16 protein-coding genes are annotated in these 17,292 nt (G+C 69.0%); all 16 read right to left on the bottom strand.

Features of this window, described 5'->3' with window-relative positions; genetic code table 11:
* Nucleotides 1-13 precede the first annotated feature (13 nt).
* A complete protein-coding gene (locus tag MOQ72_RS07835; RefSeq protein WP_242181465.1) occupies nucleotides 14-1,354 on the bottom strand; it encodes an MFS transporter in 1,341 nt (446 codons plus the stop codon).
* Between the two features lie 34 nt (nucleotides 1,355-1,388).
* Nucleotides 1,389-2,423 (bottom strand): NAD(P)-dependent alcohol dehydrogenase, encoded by a 1,035-nt coding sequence (locus tag MOQ72_RS07830; protein WP_242181464.1) that lies wholly within the window; start codon nucleotides 2,421-2,423, stop codon nucleotides 1,389-1,391.
* Nucleotides 2,424-2,426: 3 nt separating this feature from the next.
* Nucleotides 2,427-3,926 carry a mannitol dehydrogenase family protein gene (locus tag MOQ72_RS07825; protein WP_242181463.1) on the bottom strand — a complete coding sequence of 500 codons (1,500 nt, stop codon included), beginning with the start codon at nucleotides 3,924-3,926 and terminating at the stop codon, nucleotides 2,427-2,429.
* Between the two features lie 3 nt (nucleotides 3,927-3,929).
* The gene (gene manD / locus MOQ72_RS07820) at nucleotides 3,930-5,183 is read right to left on the bottom strand and encodes a D-mannonate dehydratase ManD (protein ID WP_242181462.1); all 1,254 of its coding nucleotides are present in this window, start codon (nucleotides 5,181-5,183) and stop codon (nucleotides 3,930-3,932) included.
* Entirely contained in the window at nucleotides 5,176-6,177 is a 1,002-nt protein-coding gene (locus MOQ72_RS07815; RefSeq protein WP_242181461.1) for a 2-hydroxyacid dehydrogenase, read from the bottom strand. The genes manD and MOQ72_RS07815 overlap by 8 nt, the downstream gene beginning before the upstream one ends.
* A gap of 22 nt (nucleotides 6,178-6,199) precedes the next feature.
* A complete protein-coding gene (locus MOQ72_RS07810) occupies nucleotides 6,200-7,192 on the bottom strand; it encodes a LacI family DNA-binding transcriptional regulator (protein WP_242181460.1) in 993 nt (330 codons plus the stop codon).
* 129 nt (nucleotides 7,193-7,321) lie between these two features.
* The gene (locus MOQ72_RS07805) at nucleotides 7,322-8,428 is read right to left on the bottom strand and encodes an aminotransferase class V-fold PLP-dependent enzyme (RefSeq protein ID WP_242181459.1); all 1,107 of its coding nucleotides are present in this window, start codon (nucleotides 8,426-8,428) and stop codon (nucleotides 7,322-7,324) included.
* On the bottom strand, nucleotides 8,425-9,282 hold the full coding sequence (locus MOQ72_RS07800) for an acetylxylan esterase (RefSeq protein ID WP_242181458.1): 858 nt from the start codon (nucleotides 9,280-9,282) through the stop codon (nucleotides 8,425-8,427). The genes MOQ72_RS07805 and MOQ72_RS07800 overlap by 4 nt, the downstream gene beginning before the upstream one ends.
* Nucleotides 9,282-10,217 carry an acetylxylan esterase gene (locus MOQ72_RS07795; RefSeq protein ID WP_242181457.1) on the bottom strand — a complete coding sequence of 312 codons (936 nt, stop codon included), beginning with the start codon at nucleotides 10,215-10,217 and terminating at the stop codon, nucleotides 9,282-9,284. Before MOQ72_RS07795 ends, MOQ72_RS07800 begins: the two co-directional genes overlap by 1 nt.
* A 146-nt stretch (nucleotides 10,218-10,363) precedes the next feature.
* The gene (locus tag MOQ72_RS07790) at nucleotides 10,364-11,461 is read right to left on the bottom strand and encodes an ABC transporter ATP-binding protein (protein ID WP_242181456.1); all 1,098 of its coding nucleotides are present in this window, start codon (nucleotides 11,459-11,461) and stop codon (nucleotides 10,364-10,366) included.
* Between the two features lie 7 nt (nucleotides 11,462-11,468).
* On the bottom strand, nucleotides 11,469-12,359 hold the full coding sequence (locus MOQ72_RS07785; protein ID WP_242181455.1) for a carbohydrate ABC transporter permease: 891 nt from the start codon (nucleotides 12,357-12,359) through the stop codon (nucleotides 11,469-11,471).
* A complete protein-coding gene (locus MOQ72_RS07780; RefSeq protein ID WP_242181454.1) occupies nucleotides 12,356-13,261 on the bottom strand; it encodes a carbohydrate ABC transporter permease in 906 nt (301 codons plus the stop codon). The genes MOQ72_RS07785 and MOQ72_RS07780 overlap by 4 nt, the downstream gene beginning before the upstream one ends.
* 8 nt (nucleotides 13,262-13,269) lie before the next feature.
* Entirely contained in the window at nucleotides 13,270-14,568 is a 1,299-nt protein-coding gene (locus tag MOQ72_RS07775; RefSeq protein ID WP_242181453.1) for an ABC transporter substrate-binding protein, read from the bottom strand.
* A 176-nt stretch (nucleotides 14,569-14,744) separates the two neighbouring features.
* On the bottom strand, nucleotides 14,745-16,037 hold the full coding sequence (locus MOQ72_RS07770) for a helix-turn-helix domain-containing protein (RefSeq protein WP_242181452.1): 1,293 nt from the start codon (nucleotides 16,035-16,037) through the stop codon (nucleotides 14,745-14,747).
* A 275-nt stretch (nucleotides 16,038-16,312) separates the two neighbouring features.
* The gene (locus MOQ72_RS07765) at nucleotides 16,313-16,591 is read right to left on the bottom strand and encodes a DUF6343 family protein (protein ID WP_242181451.1); all 279 of its coding nucleotides are present in this window, start codon (nucleotides 16,589-16,591) and stop codon (nucleotides 16,313-16,315) included.
* Nucleotides 16,592-16,635: 44 nt separating this feature from the next.
* Nucleotides 16,636-17,196 (bottom strand): winged helix-turn-helix domain-containing protein, encoded by a 561-nt coding sequence (locus MOQ72_RS07760; RefSeq protein WP_242181450.1) that lies wholly within the window; start codon nucleotides 17,194-17,196, stop codon nucleotides 16,636-16,638.
* Between the last annotated feature and the right edge of the window lie 96 nt (nucleotides 17,197-17,292).

Genomic DNA, 17,292 nt, shown 5'->3' with positions numbered 1-17,292 from the left:
GAAACGGATCGGGTCACCGGGCGGTGGCGTCCCGAGAGGTGTTCAGGTCCCGGTCCCTGGTTTCCGGGGCCAGCAGCGAAGCGACCAGGCTGATGGCCATCATCGCCATCATGTAGATCGCCACCGGGATCCAGGAGCCGCTGAAGGCCGCCAGCAGGGCCGCGCAGATCAGCGGGGCCACGCCGCCGCTGAACACCGCCGAGAACTCGCGGCCCAGGGTGACACCCGCGTAGCGGTAGCGGTTGCCGAACAGTTCCGGGAAGTAGCTCATCTGGACGCCGACCGCGCCCTGGCAGGCCAGGATGAAGCCCACGATGATCGCCACCGTGATGGCCACCGGCGAGCCGGTGTTCAGCGCGATGAACGTCGGGCCCGGCAGCAGCACCAGCGCTGCGACGATCGCCGTGTAGGTGGGTTTGCGGCCGATCACGTCGGAGAGCGCGCCGAAGCCGATCGCCGCGATGCCGCCGCAGATCGAGCCGACCAGCAGCACCTTCGGCACGAACGCCGGGTCCACACCCACCGTGGAAACCAGGTACGACGCCATGAACACCTGGTAGGTGTAGGACTGCGCGTTCATCCCGAGGTTCATGAAGAAAACCAGCAGCAGCGGCTTGCGGCCCTGCCGGAACGTTTCGAACACCGGTGCCTTGGGTTCTTCGTGCTGCTCCTTGAGCTCCTGGAACACCGGGCTCTCGTTGAGCTTGCGCCGGATGACCAGCGCCGCGATGGTCACCAGCAGGCTGCTGCCGAACACCAGCCGCCAGCCCCAGCTCATCAGCGCGTCCTCCGGCAGCAGTTGGGCCAGGATCCAGGCGACCGCGCCGAGCGCGGTGCCCAGTGCCGCACCGGTCATCACAAGGGACGCGAGTCGGCCGCGTCGCCCGGTGCGGGCCGTCTCGGTGAGCAGGGTGGCGCCCCCGGCCTGTTCGGCTCCGGCGCCCATGCCCTGGAAGAACCGGCAGATCACCAGCAGCACCGGGGCGAGGAGGCCGACCTGGCCGTAGGTCGGCAGCAGGCCGATTGCCAGGGTGGAGCCGCCCATCAGCAGCAGGGTGGCGACCAGCACCCACTTGCGGCCCAGCCGGTCGCCGAAGCGGGAGAAGAACAGCCCGCCCAGCGGCCGGGCGGCGAAGCCGACCGCGTAGGCGCTGAAGCTGGCCAGGATGCCCGCCGCGGGCGAGACGTTGGGGAAGAACAGCTTGCTGAAGATCAGCGCCGACGCGGTGCCGTAGATGACGAAGTCGTACTGTTCGAGCGTGGTGCCGATCAGACCGGCCCAGGCCGCCCGGCGAACCGCCCTCGGGTCCGCCGGAGTTGATCTGTCCACTGTGGTAGGTGCTGGGTTGGCCATGTCCATACTTCCTCGGATGGATAGCGGGGCAGGGTCAGCGGGTTCGGTCCGCGGGGCGGACGACGACCTTGAGGTGGGTGGGGTCCTGCTGCGGCGCGCGCAGCGCGTCGGCGGTCCGGTCCAATGGGTACCGGCCGGTGAGCAGGCGTGTCAGATCGACCCGGCCGCTGGCGGCCAGGTCGATCGCGGTGGGGAAGGCGTGCGCGTAGCGGAACGCGCAGCCCAGGTCGATCTCCCAACGTTGCAGGTGGGCCAGCGGCAGTCCGTCGACCTGCGGCGATGCCTGCCCGACGACGGTCGCGCGGGTCCCCGGCCCGAGCGTCCGGATGCCTTGCCAGAGCGCGGCCGGATGTCCGGAGCACTCCAGCAGCCGATCCATTCCGGAAAGGTCCGGGGCCTGCTCGGCGGTGTTGATCACGTCGGTGGCGCCGAGCTCGGCGGCGTGCGCGAGCCGGGCGCCGTTGATGTCGGTGACCACCACCTCGGTGGCTCCAGCGGCCAGCGCGACCTGCATGGCGAGGATGCCGATCGGACCTGCTCCGGTGATCAGCACGCGGTGTCCGAAGTGGACGTCGGCGCGCTGGACCGCCCACACCGCGACGGCGAGCGGCTCGATGAGCGAACCGACCTCCAGGCCGATGGCGTCGGGCAGCGGGTGCACAGCTCGGCTCGGCGCGACGACGTGTTCGGCGAACGTGCCGTGGGTGGGTGGCGAGCCGAAGCAGGTGCCCGTCGGGCACAGGTTGTAGCGGCCCGAACGGCACGTCGGGCACGAGCCGCAGCCGACCGCGGGTTCCACCGCGACGCGGGTTCCAGGGGCCAACGACCCGGCTGAGCCGGTTGCGAGGACGGTCCCGGAGGATTCGTGCCCCAGCACGGTCGGTTGGCGCAGCACGTTCTGCCCGTTGCGGCCGTCGGCGAAGTAGTGCATGTCAGAGCCGCAGACGCCGACGGCGTCGACTTGGACGAGCACGTCGTCCGGGCCCAGCCGCGGCAGTGGAACTTCTTCGATGCGCAGGTCACCGGCGGCGTGCAGCACCGCACCGCGGGTTGATTCGGGAGTAGTCATGGTTCACGTCCTCCAGGCGGATGCTGGTTCCTGGTCGGCGGCTTCGGCGGCGGCTGCGGCCGGACCGTGCACCGCGATGATGTCGACGAATTCGGCGACCCGGCTGACGAACTCGGTGCGCGTGGCCAACTCGTCGCCGAGCAATCCGCTGCGGAAGACCTCGGTGACGAACGCGGCGGTGGACCCGGTTCGTTCGGCAGCGGCGACCAGCGAGGCCCGATTCGGGTCGGCCATCGCCGCGGCGTGCGGTCCGGCCTCGAAGCCCTCCGGTGGGGCCATGCAGCACAGGTACGCCGCCACGGTGAGCGCCAGGTGCTGCGGCACCCGGCCAGCGCGCAGGTGTCGCAGGGCTGCATCCGGTATTCGCTGGGCGAGCTTGGCCGATCCGTCCGAACCGACCTGCCGGGTGCGGTGGCCCAGCGCGGTGTTGCCCCACCTGTCGAACAGCTGCGCGATGTAGTCGTCGATGTCGATGTCGGCGGGGACCGCGATGGTCGGCAGGTAGTCCTCGCACAGCACGCGCCGCGCCGCTTCGGCGACGAACGGCTGCGCGGTGGACGCGGCGATCGTGTCGCAGCCGGAGAGCGCGCCGAGGTAGGCGATCAGCGAGTGGGTGCCGTTGAGCAGCCGCAGCTTGAGCAGTTCGTACGGCACGACATCGGCCGTGAACCGCGCACCGCCGTGCTCCCAACGTGGTCGCCCTGCGGCGAAGTCGTCTTCCAGCACCCACATGCTGAACGGTTCGGCCGGTACCGGCACCGTGTCGCACAGCCCGAGCTGCTCGGCGACCGCCGCCTGGTAGGCGTCGGTGGTGGCCGGGACGATCCGGTCGACCATCGAATTGGGGAAGGTCACCGCTTCGGCCAACCACGCGGTGAGCTCATCCCGCTCATCGGCGGGCAACGCGGCGGCGAACTCGCGCACCAGGCGGGCCGTGTGGGTGCCGTTGCCGGTCAGGTTGTCGCAGCTGAGGATCGTGATCGGGGCGGCGTGCGCGCGGAGCCTGCGCTGCAACGCGCGGGTGAGCTGGCCGATCGTGGTCGTCGGCGACGCACCGCTGAGGTCTGCGCGCACGGCTGGGTTGTCGAAGTCCAGTCCGCGGGTGCGTGGTGAGTAGGTGTAACCGTTCTCGGTGACGGTGAGCGTGACGATCGCCGTGCCCGGTGCGGCGATCGCGTCGAGCACCGCCTCGGGCTGCTGGGCCGCGACGAATGCGCCGGTGTGCACTGCGGGAACGACGATCCGGGTGTCTTGCGGGGAGATCTCGACGACGCTGTAGCGCAAGTCCTGCTCGTGCATGGCATCGACGACTCGGCCCGAACGGCTCGCCACCCCGAGGATGCCCCACGGGCCGTCGGTGTGGTCGAGCGCGGCCGCGGTGAACACGGCCTGGTGGGCTCGGTGGAAGTTGCCGAGTCCCAAGTGGACGATGCCCGTCTCGCGCAGGGTACGGCGGTGCAGCAGCGCGCTGTCCGGAGTCGTCGTGGCGTTGAGGCGGTTCATGGCTCACCAATCGGTCATCGACCCGTCGCGGCGGCGCGCGACCGGCAGATAGGCTCGTTCGTAGGGGAATCGGGCGGCCAGCTCCTCGTCGACCTCGATGCCGACACCCGGTGCGTCGCCCGGATGCAGCTGCCCCTCGGTGCAGCTCCACGAATGCCGGAACACCTCGTGCACCACGTCCGGATAGCCCATGTACTCATGGATCGCGAAGTTCGGCGTGGACAGTCCAACGTGGACGGATGCGGCCAGGGCGATCGGCGAGACGTCCGAAGGACCGTGCGGCCCCAGCTTGACCTGCCAGAGATCCGCGAGCGCGGCGATCCGGCGCAGGTGGCTGATCCCTCCCGCGTGGGTGACGCAGGTGCGCACGAAGTCGATCAGCTGCTCGATGATCAACGACTGGCATTCCCAGACGGTGTTGAACACCTCGCCGATCGCCAGCGGCACCGTGGTGTGGTTGCGGACGTGCCGCAGCACCTCCTGGTTCTCCGCCGGAGTGACGTCCTCCAGCCAGAACAGGTCCACGTCTTCGACGCTGCGGCCGAGCCGGGCGGCTTGGCCGGGGGTGAGCCGGTGGTGGGCGTCGTGCAGCAGCTTCAGTTCCGGGCCGACGTGCTCCCGCGCGGCGGCCAGCGCGACCGGGACGTGTCGCAGGTAGGCGTCGGTGTCCCAGATCTCTTCCGTCGGAACGGCACCGCGCCCAGCGGGCTCGTACGCGGCGGCCTCGCTCACGCCGTAGACGGTGCCCAGGCCGGGCACCCCGGTCTGCACCCGGACTGCCTGGAAGCCGCGTTCGCGCACCGCGTCCACGGAGTCCAGCAGCGCGGGCACGTCCCAGCCGGTGGCGTGCGTGTAGGCCAGGACGTGGTCCCGGACCGCGCCGCCGAGCAGCTGGTAGACCGGTTGCCCGGTGACTTTGCCCTTGATGTCCCACAACGCGATGTCCACCGCGCCGATGGAGGTCATGGTGACCGGCCCGCGCCGCCAGTACGCGCCGCGGTAGAGGTACTGCCAGGTGTCCTCGATGCGCGCCGGGTCGCGGCCGATCAGCAGCGGCGCGACGTGGTCGCGCAGGTAGGACGCCACCGCGAGTTCGCGGCCGTTGAGCGTGGCGTCGCCCCACCCGATGACGCCGTCGGCGGTGGTGATCTTGAGGGTGACGAAGTTGCGGCTCGGACTGCTGACGATGACCTCGGCGGCAACGATGCGGTCGGTGCCGCGCGCGGCATCCGCGCGGAACTGGGCGTCGTCACTCATGCGAGCCTCCGGCCACCACGTTGCGCACCGGTTCGCCTGCCGCGAAGCGGTGGATGTTCGCCGCGATGTCGGCGACCCGGTGGGCGAAGGTCTGCCGGGCGATCCCGGACGAGTGCGGTGTCATCAGCACGTTCTCCAACTCGTGGAAGGGGAATCGACTGGGCGCGGCGGAATTGCCGCCGGTCGGGTACTGGTACCAGACGTCGATCGCAGCGCCGCCGATCACGCCGTCGCGCAACGCGTTGTACAGCGCTTCCTCGTCGACCAGCGGACCCCGGCCGATGTTGACCAGCACCGCGTCCGAGCCCATCCGGGCCAACTCGGCGGCACCGATCAGGCCCGTCGTCTCGGCGTTGAGCGGGGCTGACACCACCACGATGTCGGATTCCGCGAGCAGCGCGTGGAGCTCATCGTTGGTGGCCACCCAGGTCAGACCAGCGGCCGGATCGGCCTGACCGCGGCGGGTGACCGCCACACCGCGCGCACCGAAGATCCGCAGGCGCTCCCACGCTGTCGCGCCGATGTGGCCGAACCCGACGAAACCAACAGTGGCGTCGGCGAGCGTGCTCGGCCACGGCAGTCGGCGGTCGTGCACGGGGGATTCCCAGATTCCCTTGCGCAGTGCGGTGTCCTGCCGGAGGAAGCCGCGCCGCAACATGATGCTCGCGGCGACGACGTGCTCGGCGATGGCGTCTTCGTGGTGGAAGGTGTTGGCGACCACCACACCCGGCGGCAACGCGTCCACCTCGATCTTCTCGGTGCCCGCACCAGGGGCGTGCACCAACCTCAGCCGCTTGGCCGCAGCCGCCAGTTCCTTGGAAACCCGTTGGGAGATCAACACATCAGCCGTCGCGACGGCGGCTTCGACGGTCTCCGCAGTGGCGTCGTGGACCCATTGCACATCGGTGCCCGGCGGCAACGCCGCCTCCAGTTCCGCGCGCAGCGGAACCAGGTTCGCTTCGGCGACGACGACGTGCAGACCAGGGTTGTTCATGGGACTCCTCGGTGGAACGGTTTCAGCGCGCGGGGGCCGGGCCGGTCGAACCGCGCACCACGAGCTGGGTGGGCAACCGATGCTTGCGGGGCAGGCGCCGGTCACCGGCCAGCACCGGCCCGAGCAGTTCCAGGCTCAGCGATCCCGCCCTGGCCCAGGGCACCGCGATGCTGGTCAGCGACGGGCGGGACACCTCGGCGAGCGAGATGTCGTCGATGCCCACCACGCTGAGCCCGGCGGGCACCTCCACGCCGAGCGCTCGGGCGCCTTCGATGACGCCGAAGGCGACGAGGTCGTTGTGCGTGATCGCCGCGGATGCGCCCGAGGCCACCACGCTCGCCGCGGCGGCCGCGCCACCTGCCACGGTCTCGGACTGCCAGCCGAGGACCGCCAGTTCGAGCCCGGCCTCGGCGGTCAGCGTGCGGACCAGGGCGACCCGGCGGCGGTTGGACCAGGAGTGCTCCGAACCCTGCACGTAAGCGATCCGGGTGTGGCCGAGTGCGGCCAGGTAGTCGATCGTCTGGCGCAGGCCGTCGGCGGCGTCGGCCAGGATGCAGTCGGTGCCCTCGGCCTCCCGGTTGACCAGCAGGACCGGGGTTCGGCCGCAGAGTTCGATGATCTCCTCCGCCTCCAGTCGAGCCGAGCACATCACGATGGCGTCGGCCTTGGTGCGCAGGTGGCCGATCGCCTCGCGCTCCCGCTCCGGCGCGAAGTCGGTGTCGTGCAGCACGAGCGTCTGCCTGCCGCGCCAGACCTCGCCCTGCGCGGCCTTGACGAACGCGCCGAAGATCGGGTTGGCGATGTCCGGCACCACGATCGCGACCGTGCTGGTGCGCGGCTCGGGCGCGCTATCGGTCTGTCTGCCGGAGCCGGGGTCGTAGCCGATCTCCTGCGCGGCGGCGAGCACCTTGCGCAAGGTTTCGGACCCGAGGCGGCGCGGATCGCTGAAGGCGCGGGAAGCGGTGGACAGCGCGACGTTGGCCCGTTTGGCGACATCGGTCAAGGTCGGCGCCATCGCAGCTCCGCTCCATCGCAGACGATCCGCTCCGGTCGGCCGACCGGAGCGCGCCAATACTTGCCAACCTTGCGCAACCTTGTCAACACCTTGCCAGCGGCGAAGGACGCGCTCGGGCCCTGCGGTGGGTCAGGGGCGGAGTAGTTCGTGGAGTGCTTGGAGGACGAGACGATCTTCGCCGGGGGCCAGCGTTTGGGGGTTCAAGGCGATGGCGTCGTCGGTGAGACCGACGGCGATGCGGGGATCGCGATCCCAGAGGGCATCGACCAGGGCTTCGCGAGTCCAGCCGCTGTCCGGTGCCAGCCGCAGCAGCGCTCGGCCGTGCGGCTGACCTGCCTCGCTGGGGTAGCCACGGGTCACCGTCACCCCTGGCAGATCGCGCAGTCCTTCGATCCACCGCTCAACGGTTCGTTCGTAGGCGGCGAGCAGCGCTGTTTCGTCTTGGTCCAGTGCGGTTTCGACCGCGGTGAGCAGGCCGAGGAGTTCTTCCTTGCCGACCTTCATGCTGCGCCCGATGGCGTGGTTCGGGCAGCCGTGCATCCGGCAGCCTTCGATGATGTCGCGGCGGCCCAGCACCAGGCCGCTGGACTGCGGGCCGCGCAGACCTTTGCCGCCGCTGACGAGCACCGCGTCCGCCCCGAGTTCGGCGGTGTAATGCCACAGCGAAGCGATCGGTGGGATCTGCGCCGCCGCATCGACCAGCACCGGCACGCCCCGGTTCCGTGCGACTTCGAGCACCTCGGCGAACTCGGGCGCCCCGGCCGCGTAGTGCGCGCCAGCGAACCAGAGCACGCAGGCCGTTCGGGAACCGATCGTGGCGCGCAACGACTCCGATGTCGCGTCGAACTCGACCACCTCGGCGCCGAAGTGGCGGGCGGCGTAGTCGTACGGGTTGCGGTGGCCCCGGAAGATCGCCACCTCGGTACGGGAAACGCCCTTCATCGAGGGAAAGGACTCGACCAGATCAGGGTTGGTGCCCGTCATGCAGCTGGCCACCGCGAGCGTGATCCCCGCCGCGGCCCCGCAGCTGACGTATCCGGCTTCGTTGCGGGTCAACTCCGCCAGCCTGGCGCCCACACCCCGGTGCAGTTCTCCCAGGTCGATGAAGTGCCCGGCGGCCTCGACCATCGCCTCGACAGCCGGTGGCGCGATCAGCGAACCGCCCAGCCGGGTCAGCGTGGCAGCCGCGTTGATCACCGGTCGGACGCCCAGTTTGCGGTAGATCGCGGCGTTCATCGGGCATCATCCAGAAACCGGGACCGGGGCTCGACACCCAGGCAGCGGGCCAGCCACGCGTCCAGTTCCACCGCGTCGTCGGCTTCGTCGTCGGTGCGCGAGTAGGTTTCCGGCGCGAGCGCGGTGAGCAGCGATTCGTGCCACGGCGACGGATCGGAGGTGGCGAGCAGCGTGCGCGCCTTGATGGCCGTCGCGTGCCGGGTCGGTTCGAACAGCGAAAGCGTTTCGGCGAGGGCGGATTCGTCGTCCGGGCGGTGCCGGAGCCGGTCGTTGAGCTCTTCCAGCGGGTATTCGTCAGTGCCGTGCCGACGGGTCAGCGGTTGGTGCAGCAGCGGTCCGGTCACCCGGATCGCGGCGAAGCCCGGCCGCCGAGCGGCGGTGAGCAGTGCGAGGTCATCGCCGGAAATGCCGACCCGCTGCGGGTCGATCTCGGGGCGGTCGAAGAGGAATTCGGCGGCGCGCAGGCAGTCCGCCACGATACCGCGGTAGATGAACGTCTCCGGCGCGTCGATGCCGAGGGTGAACAGGCCGGGGTACGACGCGGCGAACGGACTGTCCGCGAGCCGCTGTCCGCGATGCATCGCGGTGAACACCACGTACCGCATCCGGTCCTGGTAGTCGGGGACGTGGTTGACGCTCCCGTGGCGCGGCGTCTCCAGCAGCGCCGGGAACGGGCCGCTGCCGGTGGGAACGCTGAGGTAGCCGAACAGCCGGTACGAGGCGAGGCCGGTCAGCCGCACCTCGAAACCGGTGAAATCGGCCGTTGAACGGGCCGGGGTCGGGGTCAGCGACGGCCGGGCCGGGAACCCCGCCAGCTCGGTGTCGACCTGCCGCCAGTACTCGTCGAATCGCATCAGTGCGCCTCCACCGGTTGCAGAAAACCGTCGATGAAGTCCCTTATCTTGGGTTCCACCAAGCGTCGGCCCGCGTCGTGCGCGGATCGGGCGTAGGTGAGCAACTGCTTGGGACCGGCCAACTTCCGGTACACCGCGTAGCCGGTCTCCGGTGGGCACACGTCGTCGCGCAGTCCCAAGTGGACCAGCGCCGGGGAGGTCACCTGCGGTGCGAAGTTCAAGCCGTCGTAGTATTCCGCCGTCTCGGCCACCAGTGGTTCGTGGTCCGGGTGGACGCGCAGGTATTCGGTGATCTCCTCGTAGGGGTAGGAATGCGTCAACCGGGTCGCGGCCATGATGCCGCACAGGTACGGGGCGCCCGAGGCGACGCACTTGACCAGCTCCGGCCGCAGCGCTGAGGCCATGATGCCGAGCCCGCCGCCCTGGCTGGAACCGAACACCCCGATCCGGTCGGGATCCACCAGCGGCAGTTGGGCGAGCACGTCGAGACCGCGGATCACGTCGAGGTAGAAACCGCGGTAACCGTAGCTGAACCGGTCGATGATGTGCTGCGTCAGCAGGCCCGGATATCCGGGGTTGACCGCGGTGTTGGAGCGCAGTTTGCCGCGCGGTGCCAGCCCGACCGTGACGTAGCCGCGCCGGGACCAGGACTTCAGGATCGACGGCTCGGAGATGTAGCCGGGGATGTGCGCGACCGCTGGCAGCCTGCCGGACGCGCCGGTCGGCGCGGTGCACCACGCGGCGATGCGGACGTCCTGGTAGCTGGTGTAGTGCAGTTCGTGCACCTCGACCGCGTCGGTGGACAGGTCCGGTCGATGGGTGAGCCGGGGTTGGGCGGGTACCGCGTCGAGCAGGCGTTGCGACTGGGTCCAGAACTCGTCGAAATCCGGCGGGCGGTCCACGGTGATGTCGGCTGACTCCGGATTCCTGGTCATGTGCACCTTCCTGGAGTTGGAGTTCGCGCGGATAAGGGCTGTGGACGGGCTCGAACCGGCATACATGATGTCGGGGATCCCGGAGTCGAGAAGGCTTCTGAGGTTCCGCTACCCGCACCGCCACGCAAGTCAATTTGTGCCTCCTCTCATGTGGTGGTCGGCGAGTGCAGTGCGGTGCCGTCAGCAGCGGAGAACAGGTGAATCCGAGCGGGATCGAGCAGCACGCCAACGGTGCTGTCGATGCTGGTCCGAAACGGCGCGGGGACGCGGGATTTGACCAGTTCGCCGCCGAGGTCGACGGTGACCAGCACGTCCGCGCCCAGCGGCTCGGCCACGAAGACCTTGCCGCGCAGCGCACCGGAGCCGTTGGACAACGTGACGTCCTCTGGCCGGATGCCGAGCACCACCTCGCCGTCGGGCAGGGACTGCGCGACGTGCGCGGCCTCGGGGGTCAGCGGCACGGCGCAGGCTTTGCCGCGGAAGAAGCGCTCTCCGTCGCTGTCCACCAGTTGGCCGGTGAAGAAGTTCATCGGTGGACTGCCCATGAACGCCGCGACGAACGTGTTCGCCGGGCGCTGGTAGATCTGCTCCGGCGGCGCGCACTGCTGCAGGACGCCGTGGTTGAGCACCGCGATCCGGTCCGACATCGTCATGGCCTCGACCTGGTCGTGCGTGACGTAGATGAACGTGCGGTTGAGCTCCGCGTGCAGGCGCTTGAGCTCCACCCGCATGTCGCCGCGCAGCTGGGCGTCCAAATTGGACAATGGCTCGTCCAGCAGGTATGCCCCGGCGTCGCGGATGATCGCCCGGCCCAGCGCCACCCGCTGCCGCTGGCCACCGGAGAGCTCGCGGGGCTTGCGGTCCAGCAGCTCCGAGATGTTCAGCGCCTCGGCGGTGCGGTGCACCCGCTGGTCGATGTCCGGCTTGGGCACCCGCATCATGCGCAGCGCGAACCCGATGTTCTGCGCCACCGTCCGGTGCGGGTACAGCGCGTAGCTCTGGAAGACCATCGCGACGTCGCGCTTGTTCGGCGGTAGATGTCCCACCGGCTGGTCGTCGAAGTACACCTGCCCGCTGGTCATCTGGTCCAACCCGGAGACCAGCCGCAACGTGGTCGACTTGCCGCAACCCGACGGGCCGACCAGCGTCAGGAACTCCCGATCGGACACCGTGAGGTCGAGCCCGTCGACGACCACGTTGCCGCCGAACGCCTTGCGGATGCTCGCCAATCGGACCTCGGCCATCAGCCCCTCATCCCTTCACCGATCCGGCGGCCATGCCGCGCACGATCAACCGCTGGAAGAACAGCGCCAGCACCAGTGGCGGCACCACGGCGACCACCCCGGCGGCGGCCATCAGCGTGAACTGGGTGTTGATGTCGGTGGCGAAGTTCGCCGCCACCACCGGCATCGTCTTGGCCGCCTCGGTGGAGGTCATGAACAGGGCGAACATGAACTCGTTCCAGGCGGTCATGAAGGAGAACACCGCGGCCGCCACCAGACCCGGCGCGGCGACCGGCAGGAACACCGACCAGATGGTGCGCAGCCAACCGCAGCGGTCGATCCGCGCGGCGTCCTCCAATTCCCGCGGCACGGTGCGGAAGAAGTCCTTGAGCACCCAGATCGTGACCGGCAGCGAGAACGTCAGGTACGACAGGATCAGCGCCCAGTAGGTGTCGAGCAACCCGAGCGCGCGCATCATCAGGTAGAACGGGATGATGATCGCCACGCTGGGCACCATCCTGGTCACCAGGTAGCCGACCAGCAAGAACCGGCTGCCGGTGAACCGCAGCCGGGAGAAGGCGTAGGCGGCGGGCACCGCCAGCACCAGGTTGAGCAGCGCCGTCGAGGTGGCGACCACCATGCTGTTGCCCAGCGCGTACGGGGTTTCCTTGATCGCCCGGCCGCCCACCAGCACCTCGACCTGGTCGGGTTGGGTGAAGCTGGCGTAGTTGTCCAGCGTCGGGTTCGGCGGAATCCAGTTCGGCGGCACCGCGATCGCGTCCACCTCGCGCATGAAGCTCATCGCGAGGATCCAGTAGAACGGCAGGAACAGGTACGCCGCGAAGGCGATCGCGGCCACCGTCACAAAGATCTTCTTCCACCGGATCCGGTAGCGCAGTGGCGGGGAATGTCCAGTCATACCTCGAAGTTCCCCTTCCGGTAGAGGGCCGCGACGTAGCCGACCGAGATCACGAACGTGATCAGCGTGATGACCCACGCGTAAGCGCTGCCCAGCCCGAAGTCGGTGTAGGTCAACGCGGTGCGCACGCTGAGCACCGCGATGATGTTCGTCGCCTCGCCGGGACCACCGCCGGTGAGCACGTAGATCGTGTCGAAGGCCCGGAACGAGTTCATCGTTTCCAGGATCAGCACGATCAGCAGCGGATGCAGCAACCAGGGCAGGGTCACCTCGCGGAACCGCTGCACGACCCCGGCGCGGTCCACCCGCGCCGCGTCGTAGAGGTCCGACGGGATCGCCGAAAGCCCGGCCAGCAGCAGGATCACCGCGAACGGCAACATGTTCCAGACCTGGGCGAAGGCCGCGAGCAGGAACGCGCCGACCGGCGAGGCCAGCCACGCCTGGTAGCTGTCGATCAGGCCGAGTTCGGTGAGCAACCCGTTGAGCGCACCGGTTTTCGCGTCGAAGATGGTCCGCCACATCAGGCCGTTGACCACCCCCGGCATGGCCCACGGCAGCAGCGCCAGGCTCCGCAGCGGTCCGCGGCCGAGGAACGACTCGTTGAGCACCATCGCCAGCGAGAGCGCCAGGACCACTGTCATCGACACGACGACCAGCACGAACAGCCCGGTGGTGCGCAGCGACTGCAGGAAAGCAGGATCCTGCCAGAGCGTCAGGTAGTTGCCCAGCCCGATGAACTCGATGTCCTTGGGACGCTTGAGGTTGAACTGGTGCAGGCTCACCCACAGCGAATAGCCGATCGGATAGGCCACCAGGGCGAACAGGATGACCATCGCGGGGGCGTTGAGCAGGTAAGCCCGCTTCGCGTCGGCTCGTCGCACCGACAACTCCGCACTCGTCATCACGCCCCCTATGCGTACCGGCTGGCCAACGACGCTGCCGCGCGGTCCAGCTCCGCAGCGGCAGCGCTCGGCGCGGCGCCGCCGGTGAGCACCCGCTGCATTGCTCGTTGCAGCGCCGCCTCGAATTCCGCGTACCACGGCACGGACAGGATGCTGCGCGCCCGGCTGACTTCCGCGAGGTATGCATACGCCGTCGGATCGGCGAACTTGCGCAGTGTGGCGTCCACTTCGGAATCCGCGCGCAACGAGTCGTAGGCGAAGCCGAGTCCGCGCTGGACGAACCAGAACTTCGCGGTGTAGGGCACCCCGTGCTCGTCGAAGCCGCCTAGGTAGTGCAGCAGTCGAATGCCCTTGTCGCGGACCTCGGTTTCCCTGCTCAGGCAGTACATCCGGGCGGTGCTCGCGGTGCCTTCGGTGCGCCCGTCGAGGGTGGGCACCGCGGCGAGCAGCATCGCGCCCGCCGTGGTCGATTTCTCGGGATTGTTGTAGTTGCGCAGCGAATAGCGCGGCGCCAAGGTGAACGCGTACCGCCCGGCCATCATGGCGTTGTCCAGCGGAACCGGCAGGGTCTGGATGGACGCTGGGTCGAGCACCCGAGAACGCTGCGTCGCGCGTTGCAACCACTCCAGGATCGCGACGAACGCCGAGCCGGAACGGGCCATCACCGGCCGCGACCGGTCGAACAGATCGGATTCGTTGGCGTGCACCAAAGCCCAGATCCACATCATCGCCGTGTCGCTGAGCTGCGCGGCCAAACCGATCGGGTATTCCAGCAGACCGGCGGCCTTGATGCGCAACGCCTGCGCTTCGAGTTCGTCGAGCGTTCGGGGCGGCGTGCTGATCCCGGCCCGGCGCAGCAGGTCGGCGTTGTAGACCAGGCCCTGGGAGTCGGTGTAGTAGGGCAGTCCGTAGCGCTTGCCCTGGTAGGTCATCGCCGCCGCGACCGACGGGTACGCCGCTTGGTAGATCTCGTCCACGCCCGCGATTCCGTCGAGCGGTTGCAGGTATTCGGCTTCCACCGAGGCGGCCAGGGAATCGTCGTACATGTAGAGCACGTCCGGACCGCCGCCGCCCATGAATTCGGCGGTGATCTTCTGGATGAACTGCGCGCTGGTGATCGGTGTGTACTCGACTGGAACATCGGGGTTGAGCCGCATGAACCGGTCCACGTTCTGCTGCACCAGCCCGGCTTCGTAATCCCAGCCCTCGAAGCGCACCACGCCAGCCAGCGCCGCGCGACCACAACCGGCCAGCAGTCCCGGCGCGGCGAGCAGCGGCATCGCCTTGAGCAGACTTCGACGGTCCATGGCAGCACCCCTCTCGATCGCCCGCGATCGGCGCGATCACTAACGAACCAGGTTCGTAATTGGTGCTTTTCTCGTGGTGCAGCGAGCATGCACGACGACCACTGAATGGTCAACGCATCGCAACGAAAAACTGAACACCTCGCGATAAGCGCGTGTTACCGATCGGGCGGTGGGATTCAGTCCTCGCTCAGCGCGTCGTCCAGGCGGAGGCGGTACAGCCGAGTGGGCCGTCCTTTGCGGGCGTGTTGCGCGATGCCTTCGGCGACGGCGAGACCGGCGGCTTGCAGTTTGCGGATCACTCGGCGGCCGCTGGGATCGGTGATTCCCAGCAGTGCGGCCAATTCGCTCGGTGCGACCGGGCGGCCGTGCAGGTTGCGCTCGACGGCTACCAGTCTGGACAGCGTGGTGGGGCTGAGTCCGGCGTCGCGGGCGAGGCGTTCCAGGGCCGCTCCGTGGTCTCGGTAGGTGAACTCGGCCAGGCTCTGGTCCCGGTTCATCGGCCCGATGATCACGCCGTTGTCCTCGATGAGAAATCCGGACGGCTCGGACTCCGTCGCCGCGCGGGCCGCGGCGCGTTCGGCGAGCGAGACGCTGGTGCGCGCCGAGCCGCCGATCCCGAAGCCCGCGTCGGCGCTGATGCCCAGCAGTTCCTCGGCCTGCCGCAGGATCGGCACGACCCGCCAGCGCGCGGTGGCGCGTTCGAACAACGCCTTGTGCGCGAAGACGACCAGCCCGCGACGCCCGTGGTTCTCCACCCACGCCCCGGCCATGTCCGGATTGTGCAGCAGCAGGTTCGTCAGGCCGCTCCGCGCTTGCTCGACATCGATCTCGCTGGCACGGTCGCGCACCTGGAAGATCCCCGCGGTGAACCGGAAGGCGTTGGCCTGTCCGGAATGGATCCGCAGCACGAGCTCGTGCAGATCGGCGCGGACGGTCGAGGGCACGGTGCTGCTGTTGATGACCGGCACGTCAGGGCGCAGCTGGTCCGCCACGTCCATGCGCATGGTGATGACGACACCGCCGCGTTCGCGCATCGCGCTCCGGTGGTGCTCGACGATGTCGGCAGTCCGTTGTCCGGGCGCGTAGGGCAGCGATGTCGCGTCCACCCCCAGCGCGGTGGTGACCTCGTTGACGATCTCCTGTCCGAAGGTGTCGATGCTCACCGGTGTTTCGAGCGGGAACTCGGCGCGCATTCGCGCGAACGCCAACGCCAAGTCCAACGCGGACGGCTGCGGGACCGCCACCACCACCGACTCCGGGAGCAGGTCGCGGGCCAACTCGAAGGGCAGCAGGCCCAGCAGGACGCCGTCCATGCGCGGCTGCGCGAGCAACTCGCGCACGCGGTCGCCGATCTCCGATTGCTGGTGGTAGACGGCCCAGCGCAGGGTCACCCCGGTCACGGTCCGCGCGGCTTGCTCGAAGATGTCGAAGCGGCGCGCATGCACCACGATGCCGATCACCACGCTCATGACTGGTCCGCCTCCAGTACCGCCTCTCCGCGATTCTCAGTGGTGGTCGCGTTCCGCCCAATCTGCCGTTTCGCGGTTTCTGGTGGCTGGCTTGCGTCACGGTCCCCTGAGGTGCCGTTGATGAGCACTGACGTTGACACAGGGCTACTCACTGGTGCCACCCGGATTCGGCCCGACGATCGTTGGGCACCAGCATGCGCGAACCGGTCACCCCCGGTCAACGCCGCTCCACCGTGGACAAAGGGGAGCGACGCTGGTGATCGGGCGCTCGATCATCAGCCGGGTTCGCCGCGGCGCTTGCGGTGCAACACCCAGCCGAAGTCGACCGCGGCGATCAGGGCCAGCACCGCCAGCACCCAGCCCAGCCACGCCAGCTCCGCACTGGACCGCAACACCAGCACGGCCGCGACCGCGCAGAACACCAGACCGAACCCGGCCAACCAGAGCCGCAGGGTGAGTGCGCTTCGCGCGTAGGGCGCTCCGGCGAAACCGGCCATCGGGTCGTGGTAGCCGGGCAGCCCCCGCTCGTAGTCCTCGCGCTTGCGCTTCGGCATGCCTCCCGGCTACCCAATCCGGCCCGGCTCGTCACCTGCGGCGCTCAGGACGCGTAAGGATCGGGCTCGATGCTGACCTCGGTGGTCCGGTCCAGCCGGTACCCGACCCCGCGCACCGTGGTGATCAGGTCCAGGTCGGGCCCGAGCTTGCTGCGGATCCGGCGGATGTGCACGTCGACCGTGCGGGTGCTCGGGGTGCTGTTGAGGTGCCAGACGGCGTTGAGCAGCGCCCCGCGCTGGTGCACCCGCCCCGGATTCTGGCAGAGGAACAGCAGCAGGTCGAACTCCAAGCGAGTCAGCTCGACGAGCGTTCCGTCCGCGCGCACCACCTTGCGCGGCGCCACCAGGATCCGCAGTTCCGGCTCCGCCGGGGTGGGCAGCGATCGCAGGTGCGGCACCTCCGGTCCAGTTTGGATTTCCACATTGGACTGGTTCGGCAGGTTCGCGAGTGCGCGGAGCTTCCGGGCGAAATCCCGTTGCAGCGCGGGCAGGTCGTGGCGGGCGACGACGAACCGGGCGGTCACCTCGACAACCGCGCCCTCCACCGGCCGAACGTCGGGGGAGTCCGACCCCGTCGGCTCCCCGAAAGCAGCTCCCAGCGTCATGACACAGGTCTCCGTCCCACATCGCGGTGCCGGTACGGGATTTCCGCCGACACCGGCGCGAACAACGCACCTCGGCGGCACGTCACCGGCGAGGCG

The organism is Saccharopolyspora soli (assembly GCF_022678645.1).
Taxonomy (GTDB): Bacteria; Actinomycetota; Actinomycetes; order Mycobacteriales; family Pseudonocardiaceae; genus Saccharopolyspora; species Saccharopolyspora soli.
Note: the sequence above shows the minus strand (reverse complement) of the source record. Positions and strands in the feature narration are given on the sequence as shown.

Bases quoted from the DNA above. Each gene is read 5' to 3' on its own strand.
- MOQ72_RS07835 (WP_242181465.1), bottom strand. From the start codon at position 1,354: ATGGCCAACCCAGCACCTACCACAGTGGACAGATCAACTCCGGCGGAC.
- MOQ72_RS07830 (WP_242181464.1), bottom strand. From the start codon at position 2,423: ATGACTACTCCCGAATCAACCCGCGGTGCGGTGCTGCACGCCGCCGGT.
- MOQ72_RS07825 (WP_242181463.1), bottom strand. From the start codon at position 3,926: ATGAACCGCCTCAACGCCACGACGACTCCGGACAGCGCGCTGCTGCAC.
- manD (WP_242181462.1), bottom strand. From the start codon at position 5,183: ATGAGTGACGACGCCCAGTTCCGCGCGGATGCCGCGCGCGGCACCGAC.
- MOQ72_RS07815 (WP_242181461.1), bottom strand. From the start codon at position 6,177: ATGAACAACCCTGGTCTGCACGTCGTCGTCGCCGAAGCGAACCTGGTT.
- MOQ72_RS07810 (WP_242181460.1), bottom strand. From the start codon at position 7,192: ATGGCGCCGACCTTGACCGATGTCGCCAAACGGGCCAACGTCGCGCTG.
- MOQ72_RS07805 (WP_242181459.1), bottom strand. From the start codon at position 8,428: ATGAACGCCGCGATCTACCGCAAACTGGGCGTCCGACCGGTGATCAAC.
- MOQ72_RS07800 (WP_242181458.1), bottom strand. From the start codon at position 9,282: ATGCGATTCGACGAGTACTGGCGGCAGGTCGACACCGAGCTGGCGGGG.
- MOQ72_RS07795 (WP_242181457.1), bottom strand. From the start codon at position 10,217: ATGACCAGGAATCCGGAGTCAGCCGACATCACCGTGGACCGCCCGCCG.
- MOQ72_RS07790 (WP_242181456.1), bottom strand. From the start codon at position 11,461: ATGGCCGAGGTCCGATTGGCGAGCATCCGCAAGGCGTTCGGCGGCAAC.
- MOQ72_RS07785 (WP_242181455.1), bottom strand. From the start codon at position 12,359: ATGACTGGACATTCCCCGCCACTGCGCTACCGGATCCGGTGGAAGAAG.
- MOQ72_RS07780 (WP_242181454.1), bottom strand. From the start codon at position 13,261: ATGACGAGTGCGGAGTTGTCGGTGCGACGAGCCGACGCGAAGCGGGCT.
- MOQ72_RS07775 (WP_242181453.1), bottom strand. From the start codon at position 14,568: ATGGACCGTCGAAGTCTGCTCAAGGCGATGCCGCTGCTCGCCGCGCCG.
- MOQ72_RS07770 (WP_242181452.1), bottom strand. From the start codon at position 16,037: ATGAGCGTGGTGATCGGCATCGTGGTGCATGCGCGCCGCTTCGACATC.
- MOQ72_RS07765 (WP_242181451.1), bottom strand. From the start codon at position 16,591: ATGCCGAAGCGCAAGCGCGAGGACTACGAGCGGGGGCTGCCCGGCTAC.
- MOQ72_RS07760 (WP_242181450.1), bottom strand. From the start codon at position 17,196: ATGACGCTGGGAGCTGCTTTCGGGGAGCCGACGGGGTCGGACTCCCCC.